General features: G+C 43.4%; 14 protein-coding genes. 5 read left to right on the top strand and 9 right to left on the bottom strand.

What is annotated here, in order from left to right; genetic code table 11:
• Positions 1-75: 75 nt before the first annotated feature.
• From nikC to AB5Z12_RS15890, 4 genes are all read right to left on the bottom strand, one after another.
• Positions 76-1,065, bottom strand: coding sequence for a nickel transporter permease (nikC, locus tag AB5Z12_RS15905; RefSeq protein ID WP_226814808.1), 990 nt, complete (start codon positions 1,063-1,065; stop codon positions 76-78).
• Positions 1,062-2,006, bottom strand: a complete 945-nt coding sequence (gene nikB / locus AB5Z12_RS15900) for a nickel ABC transporter permease (protein ID WP_148461106.1) — start codon at positions 2,004-2,006, stop codon at positions 1,062-1,064. The genes nikC and nikB overlap by 4 nt, the downstream gene beginning before the upstream one ends.
• Positions 2,007-2,234: 228 nt before the next feature.
• The gene (locus AB5Z12_RS15895) at positions 2,235-3,173 is read right to left on the bottom strand and encodes a LysR family transcriptional regulator (protein ID WP_148461105.1); all 939 of its coding nucleotides are present in this window, start codon (positions 3,171-3,173) and stop codon (positions 2,235-2,237) included.
• 57 nt (positions 3,174-3,230) lie between these two features.
• Positions 3,231-3,344, bottom strand: coding sequence for a nucleotidyltransferase domain-containing protein (locus tag AB5Z12_RS15890; protein WP_334284954.1), 114 nt, complete (start codon positions 3,342-3,344; stop codon positions 3,231-3,233).
• A gap of 215 nt (positions 3,345-3,559) precedes the next feature.
• On the opposite strand from AB5Z12_RS15890, the gene AB5Z12_RS15885 reads away from it, so the two are divergent.
• From AB5Z12_RS15885 to AB5Z12_RS15870, 4 genes are all read left to right on the top strand, one after another.
• Entirely contained in the window at positions 3,560-4,420 is an 861-nt protein-coding gene (locus tag AB5Z12_RS15885) for a transporter substrate-binding domain-containing protein (RefSeq protein WP_148461104.1), read from the top strand.
• A 70-nt stretch (positions 4,421-4,490) separates the two neighbouring features.
• Complete coding sequence (locus AB5Z12_RS15880) at positions 4,491-5,174, top strand: amino acid ABC transporter permease (RefSeq protein WP_148461103.1); 684 nt, start codon at positions 4,491-4,493, stop codon at positions 5,172-5,174.
• A gap of 2 nt (positions 5,175-5,176) precedes the next feature.
• A complete protein-coding gene (locus tag AB5Z12_RS15875) occupies positions 5,177-5,674 on the top strand; it encodes a hypothetical protein (RefSeq protein ID WP_195589689.1) in 498 nt (165 codons plus the stop codon).
• Positions 5,675-5,815: 141 nt separating this feature from the next.
• Positions 5,816-6,562: an amino acid ABC transporter ATP-binding protein gene (locus tag AB5Z12_RS15870; protein WP_148461101.1), complete on the top strand. Its 747-nt coding sequence runs from the start codon at positions 5,816-5,818 to the stop codon at positions 6,560-6,562.
• 183 nt (positions 6,563-6,745) lie between these two features.
• Here AB5Z12_RS15870 and AB5Z12_RS15865 read toward each other — a convergent pair whose 3' ends face one another.
• From AB5Z12_RS15865 to AB5Z12_RS15850, 4 genes are all read right to left on the bottom strand, one after another.
• Positions 6,746-8,578, bottom strand: coding sequence for a succinylglutamate desuccinylase/aspartoacylase family protein (locus tag AB5Z12_RS15865; protein ID WP_243271340.1), 1,833 nt, complete (start codon positions 8,576-8,578; stop codon positions 6,746-6,748).
• A 167-nt stretch (positions 8,579-8,745) separates the two neighbouring features.
• The gene (locus AB5Z12_RS15860; protein ID WP_272092132.1) at positions 8,746-9,606 is read right to left on the bottom strand and encodes a class I SAM-dependent methyltransferase; all 861 of its coding nucleotides are present in this window, start codon (positions 9,604-9,606) and stop codon (positions 8,746-8,748) included.
• Between the two features lie 166 nt (positions 9,607-9,772).
• A complete protein-coding gene (locus AB5Z12_RS15855; protein ID WP_173734836.1) occupies positions 9,773-10,294 on the bottom strand; it encodes a GNAT family N-acetyltransferase in 522 nt (173 codons plus the stop codon).
• A gap of 121 nt (positions 10,295-10,415) precedes the next feature.
• Complete coding sequence (locus AB5Z12_RS15850; RefSeq protein WP_368356759.1) at positions 10,416-11,423, bottom strand: aldo/keto reductase; 1,008 nt, start codon at positions 11,421-11,423, stop codon at positions 10,416-10,418.
• Between the two features lie 448 nt (positions 11,424-11,871).
• On the opposite strand from AB5Z12_RS15850, the gene AB5Z12_RS15845 reads away from it, so the two are divergent.
• A complete protein-coding gene (locus AB5Z12_RS15845) occupies positions 11,872-12,240 on the top strand; it encodes a metal-dependent transcriptional regulator (protein ID WP_118578152.1) in 369 nt (122 codons plus the stop codon).
• Positions 12,241-12,408: 168 nt separating this feature from the next.
• Here the strand turns inward: AB5Z12_RS15845 and glgB are convergent, their stop codons facing one another.
• The gene (gene glgB, locus AB5Z12_RS15840) at positions 12,409-14,190 is read right to left on the bottom strand and encodes a 1,4-alpha-glucan branching protein GlgB (RefSeq protein WP_342982467.1); all 1,782 of its coding nucleotides are present in this window, start codon (positions 14,188-14,190) and stop codon (positions 12,409-12,411) included.
• Positions 14,191-14,462 lie beyond the last annotated feature (272 nt).

Here is a 14,462-nt window from a genome sequence, read left to right as displayed (position 1 = left end):
TTCCGCTTTGACAGCACAAAAGAGTCCAAAATTGTGTTTTGGAAGCCGCGTATTTCAGCCTCTGACTGTCTCGCATCACTTGATCCGGCTATTCTTCGGATCCAGGTAATCCCGGACGGTATCTCCCAGCAGATTAAAAATAACCACCGATATAAAAATCGCAATTCCCGGCGACAGAACCACCCATGGATATGTCTGGATCATACTTCGTCCACCGCTCATCATGCTTCCCCACTCAGCCATTGGAATCTGCGCTCCAAGACCCAGAAAGGAAAGTCCTGCAAGCTCCATCATCATGGTTCCAATATCCAGCATAGCTGTTACCAGAACCGGTCCGATCATATTGGGAAGAACATGTCTAACAAGTATCTGAGCAGAGCTGTCCCCAGCCAATATCGCCGCATGGATGTAAGGTTCCTCTTTCAAAGCCAGTGTCTGACTTCTGGCTATACGTGAATACTTTGGCCAGCTGACCACTGCCAGCGCAATAATAGCATTTTGGATACCTCCCCCAAGAATGGCCGCGATCGCCATTGCAAACACCAGCCCTGGAAATGCCAGACAGACATCAGAAATTCTCATCATAACAGAATCCAGAATTCCGCCATAATAGCCACAGCATAATCCCACAATCGTACCAAAAATGGAAATCACAGCCACCAGTATAAAAGTGGAAAAAATACTGGCTCTTGCTCCGCTGATCACCCGGGACAGCATATCCCTGCCATAAGTATCTGTCCCCATTGGATGCTGAAGACTGGGTGCCTGAAGGGCGCTGGAAAGATCCTGGGCGTAAGGGTCATAAGGACAGAGATGGTCTGAAAAAACTGCCAGGACTACAAGACAGACAGCCAGAACGCTGAAAATTATCAGCTTTTGTTTTATATGGATCTTTCTAATCCTCTGCACACGCACGGTTACGTGCTTTCCATTATCTGTGCTTTGCCCATTTTTCAGCACTACACTTTCTTTTTGACATCTACCTTGTTCTTTCTTACCCATCTTTGCCAGTATTTTACTTTCCGTTTTCTTTTCTGGCACTTCGTCCATTTTTTTTACACTCACTGCTTCGCACCTCCCAGACGGATTCTCGGATCAAGGAACCGGTAAGACAGGTCTGTGAGCAGATTCACCAGCACATAAATGATCGCCATCCACATAACATACGCCTGAATAATGGGATAATCGCGCATGGAAATAGCATCTACTGCCAGTTTTCCAACACCGTCCCACATGAAGATGGACTCCACAATTGCCGTACCGCCAAGGAGGTTTCCCACTGACAGCATTAACAGGGTAATGACCGTAACCAGGGATGCTTTCATAATACTTTTCCATAAGGTAACAGAAAACTTCACCCCACGGGCACGGGCACCTGTTACATAATCCTTACTCAGCTCATCTAACACAGTAGCCCTTACCTGCCGCAGATATTTCGCAGACATGGCAATGGCCAGGGTTATGGCCGGCATTGCAACACTTTTCAGACTCACATCCTTGGCAATAACAGGGAAAATCCTGATCCGGATTGCAAGAAAATACATAAGCAAAAGTGATACAAAGAAATTAGGAAGACTGTTTCCTATAAAACTGCAGAAACGAATCAGGTAATCAGCAATTGTATTCTGCTTCACCGCAGACAAAATTCCCAAAGGAATCGAAATAATAATAGTAAGCAGAATGGAAGTAGCCGTAAGAAGCAAGGTTGCCGGCAGTTTTGATATAAAAGTATCAAAGACCGAAACTCCTGATACATAGCTGTTTCCCATATCTCCACGCAGCAGTTTTCCAAGCCATACAAAATACTGGGTTAAAAATGGCTTATCCAGCCCCAGCTCTTCTCTTGCCGCATCCAGTGCAGCTTCTGACACTACCCCTCCTGTATTCTCCATTTTCCGCGTTACAACATCACTTCCTGCAATACGCATCATTCCATAAGAAAGAAAAGTAATTGCAAACAGAATGGGAATCAGCTGAAGGATACGTTTGATTGCATATTTTTTCATTTAATTGTCTCCATTCCATACTGTACAAGTAGGTTTTTACTCATTCTTTCATCCCTTGGTGTAGTTTAGCAAAATAAAAAACAGCCTACAACCCGCCCAGGGGGTTATAAGCTATTCTTATTTGGAATATATTTTCAATTTTCAGGAATACCTTTTCTCTATTTATGCAGACCGGCACACGTTCCTTTAGCCGATTCTGCTTCCGTTTTTCTTTTATCCCTCTCATATTCAGCTGCCATTCTCCAGCTTCAATTTTTCCCTTAAAAATCCCAGCAATTCCTCCATCAGCTCATCCGTCTCGTCATTCTTTCTTCTGATGTATCCGAAAACCACCTTATTCTTTTTGAATTCCAGCGGAATGCCTTTGTTTGCTGCCTTTTTATCATTGGAAAGATAACTGCCGCTGATATTGCAAAGTCCGGTCTCTTTCAGCATCTTTTCCATAATGTAGTCGCTGTTTGTAATAATGGAAACATTCAGATTTTCCCAGCTGAACACACTACGTTTTTCTTTCTCTCCCAATTCCAGAAACTCATCACGGAAGTTCTGGATAAATCGGAAGTTCTTCATCGCTTCCATATTTACGGTCTGTGCATTCTCTCTGTCAGCTGCTTCCTGATCCAATATATTCAACTTTCCCGGATAAAATGTCGCCGTACTTTCCTGCATAACGGTAAAAACCAGCTTGTTTTTCGCCAGCTCATACTGGAATTCCTTTTTTTGCTGTTCCATCACGTATACAAAGCCAATGTCTGAAAGGTAATCACGCACACGTTCCATGACCGTGCGCACACCGGCTGTATAGATTTCAAAATGATAATCCTTGTCATAATTTTCCTTATAAAACTCCACAAACTGATTCGTAAACCAGGAACTGGGATTCAATGAAATCCGTAGATATTTTGCCATATTCCCATGGCTCATCTCTTCCAGTATCCGGGAATCATTTATAATCCTGCACGCATATCGGTATGCCTCCCGGCCTTTCGCCGTAAGCGCAATTCCTCTTGGCATACGCTCAAACAATACAATTCCCATTTCCTCCTCCAGCGCTTTGATTGCCTTGCTCACACTGGGCTGGGTTGTATAAAGCAGCTTGGCAGCCTCGCTGATAGAGCCAGTTTCAGCACACACTATAAAATATTTCAGTTGCTTCAGATCTAACATAGCTATTCCCTCTCTGGCGAAAGCTTCAGTCTTTTTACATCTGCTTTCGTTCTGTTTTTATGTTTCCTCATCTACATTCAGTGCAAATCTGCAAAAATCCCCTCCACTGACTGCAAGATCAATGTCACTCGTCCTTTTGAAATCTCCACGCGCCCTTGCCCCAAAGAGAATTATTAAGCCTCACTCCCACCAGATTTCTTTCTTCCACTTTACCATATCTTCCTATTAAGTCAAGCTGTGTACTTTCAATTTAAGCATGTTATAGTCATTTCCTATAGCCAGCTATCTTTATTCCATATTAGACAAGACCAGATTTCTATGCTATCATTCAATCCATATTAATCCTAGTTGCTAAATAGGAAACAAAATAAGAGGAGGATACAATTATGAGAAAAAGCATCTTGACTTTAGGAATTGCAGCAGTATTAACAGGAGTTCTGGCAACATGCAGCATGGCCTACGCAGCTGATGACGAGCTTGCACAGATTCAGGAATCAGGAAAACTGAAAGTCGGTGTGGAAGGAACCTATCCTCCATACACCTATCATGACGACAACGGAGAGCTTACCGGATTTGACGTGGAGGTAGCAAAGGCAATTGCAGACAAGCTTGGTGTGGAAGCAGATTTCACAGAATCTGACTGGGATTCCCTTCTTGCAGGAATCGACAGTGGACGTCTTGATACAGTTATCAATGCAGTAAGTATCACACCTGAGCGTGAAGAGAAATACGATTTCGCAGGACCATATTTCTACATCACACAGCAGATCGTAGTAGCCAAGGACAATGATGATATCGTAGATATGGCTTCCCTGGATGGCAAAAAAGTAGCAAACACTGCTACAACCGCTTACCTTGATATTCTGGAAGACGCCGGTGCATCTCTTGTACAGATCAGCACAGCTGACGAAGCGGTTTCCCTGATTGAATCCGGACGTGCCGACTTCACAACCTTTAACTCTGTTGTATTCAATGAATACCTTCAGCAGCACCCGGATGCAAATCTGAAAGTTGCTTTCGTAATCCCGGACGTTGTGGATACCTACGCTGTCCCGATCAAGAAAGGGGAAACAGCTTTATATGATGCAGTTCAGAACGCTATTGACGAACTGAAAGAAGACGGAACTTTAAGCAAGCTTTCTGAGGATTACTTCGGCACAGACTTCACACAGCCACAGGATGAAAATGCAGCAAATACAGACACCGCTTCTGAGGATGCAACAACAGAAAGCACTGATGAAAACTAATTACTTTTCCACAGCTGTTGTCCAGAACAACAGACAATCATCCAACAATTGAAAGTAAAAGGAAACAATTATGAGTGAACGTTTAGCAGGGATTCTGGTATCTTCTTTCACCAGAATCCTCATACCCGGAATAAAAGTTACAATCCCCCTTACCTTATTATCCTTTGTTTTTGGCTGCATCATCGCCCTTTTTCTGGCCCTGGTACAGATTGCCAATGTAAAAGGCCTGAAGCAGTTCGCAAGATTTTACATATGGGTCTTCCGCGGAACCCCACTTATTGTACAGCTATTCATCATCTTCTTTGGCCTGCCGTCTGTCGGAATTATCCTGGACGCTTTTCCATCCGCTGTGATTGCCTTTGCCCTGAACCTTGGCGCTTACAACGCTGAGATTTTCCGATCTGCAATCCAGGCGGTACCAGAAGGACAGACAGAAGCTGCTTATATGGTGGGTCTGAGTTACCGCCAGACCATGACCAGGATTGTAATGCCCCAGGCATTCCGAATCGCTTTTCCACCACTATTTAACTCACTGATCGGACTTACCAAGGACACTTCCCTTGCCTCCAGTATCACAGTTGTGGAGCTGTTCACCACCGCACAGCAGATTGCCGCCAGAACCTACGAGCCCTTCGCCCTGTACTGCGAGGCTGCTGTTATTTACCTTATGATCTGTACCGTACTTACATGGGTACAAAACTATTTTGAGAAAAAGCTGGTATGGAATGCTCCTGCGCCAGTGAAAGGAGAATAATCATGTCTTATATTTCAAAAATTGACCCGGAAACAGCAGGCGAAAAAGAGAAAGAAGTAATCAGGAACCATCTTGCACAAGGATACAGGCTCACTAATGAAAAGCTTACTCTTCTCCATAATGCAGAAGCCTTTAAAGCCATTGAAGACAGCTCCTACTCCCTCGACCGGGAACTGCAGAGACTGATTGGAAAAAGAGCTGGTGACTTCTTTGAATATGCAATTTCCGAAGAAAATGACTGCCTGATATGCAGTACTTATTTCAGAAAGCTTCTGAAAGATAATGGTATTGATTTCGACAATTTTCAATTTACAAAGAAGGAAGAATTACTTATTTCTTTTGGCCGCGCTCTTGCAAAAGATCCGAAAAACATTCCGGATGAAATCTATACTGAATTAAAAGAAGAATTCACAGAAGAAGAAATCGTAGTTATCACAGCTATGGGTGTGCTAATGGTTGCCAATAACTACTTTAATGATATTTTAAAGATCGAAGTATAATCAATGTCGCCTTCGGCAGCATCACCATATGTGAACAACTCGTATTTTATATCATTTACTACAGAAGAAAGACTTTTAAGCTTCTTCATAATACCCTGTTATCAATTACCAAATTTCTATATAAGAATGTGAGAAAAAAATATGCTGGAAGTAAAAAATATCCATAAAAAATTCGGATCAAACGAAGTATTAAAAGGTGTTGATTTCAAAGTTGAAAAAGGTTCTGTGATCGCAGTTCTAGGAAACAGCGGTTCTGGAAAGACAACCCTTCTCCGCTGTATCAGCTTTCTGGAGCAGGCAGATAAAGGAGAAATCACCTTCGATGATTTCCACAAAGATATCACTGCTGTTACCAGGAAAGAGATCCGGCAGTTACGAATGAAAATGGGCTTTGTCTTCCAGGGATACAATCTTTTCCGCAACAAAACAGCACTTGACAATGTACTGGAGGGTCTTACCATTGCCCGTAAGAATTCTCCGGAAGAAGCGAAGAAAAAAGCTATGGAAATGCTGGAAAAAGTAGGCATGGCAGACCGCGCCAACTTCTATCCGGACCAGCTTTCCGGTGGGCAGCAACAGCGTGTAGCTATCGCAAGAGCCATCGCCTACAATCCGGAAGTAGTTCTCTTCGACGAACCAACCTCCGCCCTTGACCCAAGACTTACCAGCGAGGTTCTGGATGTTATGAGAAAGCTTGCCGAAGAAGGAAGCACCATGGTCGTAGTCACCCACGAAATGGATTTTGCCAGAAAAGTTGCCAACTGGGTAGTCTACATGGAGGACGGTGTTATCGTAGAAGAGGGACCATCCAAAGAGTTCTTCTCACAGCCCAAGAGTGAGAAAACGATGGCATTCCTCCATATGACAAGTTCGGATTATGTGATTTGATAACTTTCTTTTATTTTGATATCCCTTTTTCCAAAAAATGTGCCTGGGAAATAAATTCCGGGCACATTTTTATGTCACCATATATTTTTCAGGCTTGTATAACTATGATACCTGCGGATTGTTTCGTCCGTTGCACTCCCATAACCTACTCAATTCGCATATCGTGAAGCATACGCTCCGCTTTTATGCTTTCTTTGCTGCAATGGCAAACATCGGAGTTGGATTATAAAATTCATCCTTCTCTTTATAAACCCGTCTGCTCAACCCCAGATCAATGGAAATCTGCTCCATTCCTGTTTTTCCAAGCTCTTCCACGTCCCAGGCAGGGCGGAGGTAAGAACTGATGGGCAGCTGACGTTTAATATCTTCGCACTCCTGCATCAGGGAATTTCCAAGCTGGTTGTGGGCGTGATTTTCCGGGAGATCGGAGGTTTCAGCAAAGTTTGTAGCACCGTAATTGGCGTCAAAATTCAGGAGAAGTCCACCTGATTTTAACACTCTTGTCCACTCCTTATAGGCCTGTGCTGCTTCCGGTAAAGTCCAGGTCAGATTTCGGGAAATGACTACATCGAAGCTTTCGTCCTGAAAGCTTAAATGCTCTGCATCCATCACCTGGAAGTCACAGCTTACCTGCTCTTCTTTGGCAAGAATCCGGGAGTTTGCAATCATGTCCGGAGTAAGATCTGTACCGGTTACATGGTGCCCCTGTTTTGCAAGAAGGATGGTAAAAAAGCCGGTTCCGCAGCCCACGTCTAAGATTCTAAGCTTACCATTATCAGTCTCTTTTTCCTTAATTTCTATGACTGCTTCTTTTTTTTCTTTGCTTTCATCCTCAATTACAGGTTCTGTATTTTTTCCGTTATTCAAATATTTTTTATCGGTAAGTTTCTGAGCTTTTTCTTCAGAACTTAACGCCTTTTGGGGCAGATATTTCTCAATTTCTTCCAGCCATCTACCAGCTAATGGACTATGTAATTCCGCTCTTCTCTGCTCCAGGAAACTGTCGCTTCGCTTTGTCCAGTAAGCTGCAATCTTCTCTTTTCGGTCGTCTTCCTCGTAGCTGATCCGACCGTAAGCTACCATCGGACCATCCTTAATCACCTGTAGGGAACCAGTCTGATACAGGATTACTCCGTCCCCATAGGAGGTACAGGTTTCCAGAATATTATCCTCGTAATCCTTTACATATCCAAGGATTTCTCCTTCTGTAAACAGGTCTCCTGCCTTCTTCTGGGGATACCAGAGTCCCGTATAAGAGGCGGATTGATACTGCACATCCGTTACGTTTAATGGATAATATTTCCGCATACTTCTATGTCCGTCATAAATACCGAGGAACCGTAAAATACTGCGTACATCCCGCTTCATAGAACGCACTTCCTCTGTCTCCCAGGCTCCCATTCCGCCCCGTTCCAGAAGCACGGAAGGGATGCCGCAGGATGCTGCATAATTATAGCTTCCACCAGACGATACCTCAGATTTTACCATGTAAGGAACATCCACCTGCTCTGCCATCTGACGGGAAATTTTCATCACTTCCGGGGCTGCTTTACCTGCATAATACACATAAGGAGTCAGCTTCTCATAGTCGTCACCGCTGTGAAGATCAATGTAATAATCTGCCACTTTCTGCAGTTCTTCTACCACTGCTGAAGCCAGTCTTTCATACTTTGTACCATCTTTTTTTCCTGGAAAAACCCGGTTCAGATTCTCGCCGGTTGCTCTGCAAAGAGAACCGTGACGGTTCTCAAATTCCTCTTTCGCCACTACCTTTACAATAATTACCGTTCCGGTCATTTTCTCAATTTTCAAATCTCTTCCAAGCTCTACTGCACTCTGGATTCCCACATATTCTCCTGCATGAATACCAGCTGTGATAAGAGCTGTTTTCCCTGGTGCTTCTCCCCTTATAATGGTTGCAGGAAGAGAAAATTCACCATTTCCAATGGAAACAAAACCATGGACACGCTGCCCTGGTGCCACACTTGAGCCACCTATATTTATTATTTCACTCATTATTTTCTACCTTTTCCAATAATCTCTTTACAAATAATTTTCCTTACAATCCAATAAAAACTTATCTTATTTTTCAAATACTCTAATACTTCATTCTTACAACCAATACCGCTTTACTTCTCTTTAAATTCGTACAAATTTCTGTATATCTCTGATAATATCTTTTTCTATTTTACAGCCTCCACCATAAACATGGGTGTAGATCCATAATTCAGCTTCTCTTCCTCGCTCCACACCTGCTGCCATATATCCTCATTCACCTGAATCTGCGCTGCTCCAAGCGCTTCCAGTACCTTCACATCCCATCCCGGACGCTTGGTCTCAGACAGTGGAACCTGCATCGCAATTTTCTCCATTCGATCAATATCTGTGCACAGATAATGGTCATCCAGGCTTCCTTTTTCCACATTTTTGCGGTCGTTCTCGTAAGCCTCACGCTTCTTATCATCATAGAGATATCCATACCAGTTGGCATCAAAATTCAAAAGCTTTCCACCTTTTTTCAGAACCCGAAGCCACTCTTTATAAGCCATTTCCGGATGGGGCAGATTCCAGGTCAGGTTTCTGGAAATGATCACGTCAAAGCTCTCATCTTCAAACTCCAATGCCTGGGCATCCATTCTTTTAAATTCAATATTCCGGCTCTTTTCTCCGATAAATTTCACAGCATTTTCTGCAGCCTTTTCCAGCATTCCCGGAGTGTAATCTATGGCTGTTACATGATATCCTGCTTCCGCAAGAATCATAGGGAAAAAGCCTGGACCTGTGCCGATATCCAGAATTCTCAGGTGGTCCTTATATTTGTCTGTATGTTGTTTTTCGGAAAATTCTTCTTCGAAAACTTCTTTTTCCACAGAATTGTTTTCTGAATCCTCATTTTTCCCAGACCTTTTTCCAAAAAATCCGCGTTCCAGAGTCTCCAGCCATGCCCTTTTCTGCATCCCATTCAACTCTTTTTCATTCACCTCAGAATACCCCTCCGTCCGGGTACTCCAGTAACTCTCTATTTCGTCCAGTAATTTATCCACTTGTAATTCCTCCGCATTAAACTCTAATGTTAAAATTTTATCAAAACCAGTTTTCTTCCGCAAGCCCCCCGGGGGGATGGAACTCTATATAAAAAAGCAGACAAATCTGTATCTCTACAAACTCGCCTGCTCTCTTTTCTTTTTTCCTAAAAGGGAATTTCAACTATTACAAATGCTTCTCCAACAATACCAGCTGCACATCCGGTATCCCGTTAAATTCTGTAGGCACAATCCCGATTTCCTTATATCCAAGCTTCTTATACAGCCCTCTTGCAGCGGCATTTCTTGCATTAGTATCCATCCGAAGTTCCGGACAGCCGTGACTTAAAGCGTAATCCTCATAGAACTTTACAAACTTCTTGCCATAGCCTTTTCCAGATGTGGAGGGGGAAACTACCAGAGTGTGAAGGACGCAGACCTCCTCATCCCTGGCTGAAAATTCCCAAGCGCCCTCTGCATAAGAATCCACCTGCGCTTTATTGATTCTGGCCGCTCCCAGGATCTCCCCTGCATCCTCCAGAACAAACAAGTCATTGGCATCTAATGCAGCCTGTGCCGTAGCTCTTGTAGGATACACGCCACGGATCCAGCCAATGGTCTGCTGACCTGTTTCTTCTGCCGTATGAATGTCATTGTAAAGCTGTTCCACTGACGCAAGGTCAGCCTGCGTTCCCTTTCGAATTATCATTTTCTGTCACTCTCCTTATGCAAAATATAATGTTTTTCTTCGTCTCGTAAAAAGCCCTATCTGCTTCTTTTTAATACTGTTCATAGCTGTCAGGCTCCTGGATATATCTGGGATTTCATGATCATACTGGCTGTATTTTTTCAGCCGCAATTTCATCAATTCTCACAAGCTCTTCCTCCGTAAATGGTGCACAGTGGATTGCTTTTATGTTATCAAGGATCTGCTGTGGTCGTGATGCTCCAATGAGTACACTGGTCACCTCCTGCTGTGCAAGCAGCCAGCCAAGAGCCATCTCCGAAAGCTTCTCGCCACGCCCTGCAGCCATATCATTCAGCTCCCGGATCTGTAGCACACGCTCTGGAGTCAGATTGCTTTCCTTCAAAAATCTGCCATCGGTACGAATTCTACTGTCCTCCGGAATGCCATTAAGATAGCGGTCTGTAAGCTGTCCCTGTGCAAGAGGACTGAAAGTGATCAGACCTTTTTTCAGAATTCCTGTGGTCTTTTTTAGTCCATTTTTCTCCACAGTTCTGTCAAAAATAGAATAACGATTCTGATTAATTACAAAAGGACAATGCATTTCCTGCAAAATCGACGTTGCCTGTGAAAGTGTTTTTCCATCGTAATTGGAAAGTCCCACATACAGGGCTTTTCCGCTCTGCACTGCACTGGCCAGCGCTCCCATGGTCTCTTCCAGAGGGGTCTCCGGATCCATTCTATGATGGTAAAAAATATCCACATATTCCAGTCCCATACGCTTCAGGCTCTGGTCAAGACTTGCCAGAAGATACTTGCGGCTGCCCCAGTTTCCATAAGGACCATCCCACATTTCATATCCTGCCTTGGTAGTAATGATCAGCTCGTCCCTGTATTTTCCCAGGTCTTCTTTCAGAATCCTGCCGAAATTGATCTCTGCACTTCCCGGCTCCGGTCCATAATTATTCGCCAGATCGAACTGTGTGATTCCGTTGTCAAACGCTGTAAAACACAACTGTCTCATATTCTCAAATTTAGAAGTATCACCAAAATTATGCCATAGTCCAAGTGACACCTTCGGCAGCATAAGTCCGCTGTCACCACAACGGTTGTATTCCATTGTTGTATAACGTTCCTTTGAAGCAACATACATAATAAAGTCCTCCTTGAAAACGATAATTAAGTTCAGTATACTCCCTGTGGAATGATTTGTCATGAGAAAATATGACTGTTTATGGTATTACTGTTCGGAACGTGTTACTGTTCGCTGGTAATATTCCGCGAGGTGTTTTTGTGAACAAAGTTCACAGAAAACCCGAGAATTAAGTTTGCGCAGCAAACGCTACTTCTTGTGCTTGTCACAAGAAGGTTCGTCTTTCTGTGCATGGCGAAGCGCGTTACTGGTCACGGAGTGAACAGTAACCGGAACGTTACCAATAAGCAATAACAAACAACTGGCAGATTGTTGACTACAAACCGCAACACAAAATTGAACAGCAGAGATTATTTCAAAAAAATAATTGCCCCAAACGGTAAACTATGGTATTCTATAAGTATTATACTTGTGCAGATATGCAAGCTAGAAATTGAGGTGATCTATCGTGAAATCTAATGAATCCGCTGAGAACTATCTGGAAACCATTCTTATTCTCAGCAAAAAGAAACCTGTTGTGCGTTCCGTTGATATTGCTGATGAGCTTGGATTTAAGAAATCAAGTGTCAGTGTTGCTATGAAGAACCTTCGTGAAAAGAACCATATCACTGTCACTCCAGAAGGATATATTTATCTTACCGAATCCGGACAGAAGATTGCAGATATGATTTATGAGCGACATGAATTTTTATCCTCCTGGCTGATCAGTCTGGGTGTTGATCCGGAAACTGCAACCTCCGATGCATGCCGTATCGAGCATGTCATCAGTCCAGAGAGCTTTACCGCTATCAAGGAGCATCTCTCTCCTGGTAAATAAATTATACGCATTGCGTTTTTGCATTGCATTTTCCTACAATTACAGAAACTCATTGACTGCTGTACGCAGCAATCATAAAGACCTGTACTCCAGATAAAACCAATGACAAGGTTCCATCATTGTAGAATTTTATCCGGATACAGGTCTTTTTTATTTATATACTTTTCCTTATTTCACCAGATAATATCTGGCAGAAAATGGTCCCATTTTAAATACTGCTTTTCCGCCTGTAATTACCTTTTCTTTTTTCGTGTAGCGCTTTTTACCGCCATATTTCACCATATCACTTGCAAGGAGAAGCTCATATCCGGCATAATCTTTTTCCAAAGTGTATTCCTGGATTTCGTCGGAGAAATTGAACACAGCCAAAATTTTCTGATCCCCACTGATTCTTTCAAACAGATACATGCACTTCTGCTCCTGATGGCAATCCACCCATGAGAAACCATCCTGGCTGAAATCTCTCTGGGAAAAAGCACTGTTCTTCAGATAGCATTGGTTCAGATCTGCCATGAATTTATGAAATGCTTCATGAACAGGGAATTTCAGCAGAATCCAGTCCAACTCATCCTTTTCGCACCATTCTTTCAGCTGTGCCAGCTCATTTCCCATGAAATTCAGCTTTGCACCCGGGTGCGCATACATATACATATAGAAAGCTCTTGCCTGTGGAAATTTCCCATCATAACCACCGTTCATCTTCTGGGCGATGGTTGCCTTTCCGTGGACAACCTCGTCATGGGACAATGGCAGGATATAGCGCTCATTGTAAAAATACATCATAGAGAATGTCAGCTTGTGATATTTTTCCTGTCTTTCTTTTGCATCTGCCTGAAAATAAGACAGAGTATCATGCATCCATCCAAGATCCCATTTGTAATCAAATCCAAGTCCGCCCTCCCATACCGGCTTTGTCACACCCTGATATGGAGTGGAATCCTCGGCAAAAAGGAGGCAGTCAGGGATTCTTTCCTTTAAGCCCTGATTCATGGTACGGATAAATTTCAGAGCTGCCAGGTTTTCTCCACGGCTTGCGTCCCCCTGCCAGTAAATCAGATTTCCTACTGCGTCCATGCGAAGGCCATCGAAATGGAATTCATTCATCCAGTAATAGGCAGAGGACTGCAGAAAACTGCAAACTTCTCCTCTGGAATGCATAAAATTGCAGCTTCCCCATTCGTTGCGGCCAACTGCCATGTTTGGATATTCATAAAGGGCTGTTCCGTCATATTCTGCCAACGCATAATCATTCACTGCAAAATGCACTGGAACAAAATCCAGAATGACCCCAATTCCAGCCTGGTGGCACTGGTCTACAAATGCTTTCAGTTCTTCCGGCTTGCCATAGCGGGAAGTTGGACTGAAATATCCTGTATCCTGATACCCCCAGGATTCGTCACATGGGTACTCACAGAGAGGCATGATCTCCACATAATTATAGCCGTGTTCCTTCAGATAGGCGATAAGGATCGGTGCCAGTTCCTCATAGGTGTACCAGTCTTCCTGTCCTTCGCCTCGTTTTTTCCAGGAGCCAAAATGCATTTCATAAATGTTTACTGGTTTGTCGTAGCTTGCTTTGCGGTTTTTCAGCCATTTGCTGTCGCCAAATTCATAACCGCCAAGAGCATAGGTCTTTGAAGCAGTGCCTGGACGCATCTCGCTATAAAAAGCATAGGGGTCTGCGTGGTCCACGAAGGAGCCGTCCTGACGGTAAATTCTGTATTTATACATCAGGTCAGAGCCTACATTATTCATGGTGCATTCCCAGAAATTGCCATCATGAACGCGGTTCATAGGAGTCTCTGTCCAGCCGTTGAACTCACCAATTACAGATACTCGCTGCGCTGCCGGGGCAAATGTACGGAAGGTGGTTCCGCCATCCCATACGTGAGCACCAAGGTACTGATATGCTTCAAATTCTTTTCCTGTATAAAAGTTGTAAAAATCCATGTTTTTGCTCTCCCATTCATTATAAAAAGATATTAGACAGTAGTTGTTTTTCTCTGTATAATAAGTATAATTGTGTAAATGAAAAATTGCTACCGACGAAAAACGACATTAGTTGGATTTCCAACGTTTTTTGAAATGTGTCGGATTTCTTTATAACCTATTTAGTGTGTTGAAAGTTGTTCAAGGCGGACGCACTCGGACAATGGTGATTGCTCACTCGCCGGCGCAACGCTCCAGCGAACTAACTGCTAACTGCGACTAAATCGTTCAGG

The organism is Ruminococcus sp. RTP21358st1_G6_RTP21358_211008, assembly GCF_040908885.1.
GTDB lineage: Bacteria > Bacillota > Clostridia > Lachnospirales > Lachnospiraceae > Blautia_A > Blautia_A faecis.
Note: the sequence above shows the minus strand (reverse complement) of the source record. Positions and strands in the feature narration are given on the sequence as shown.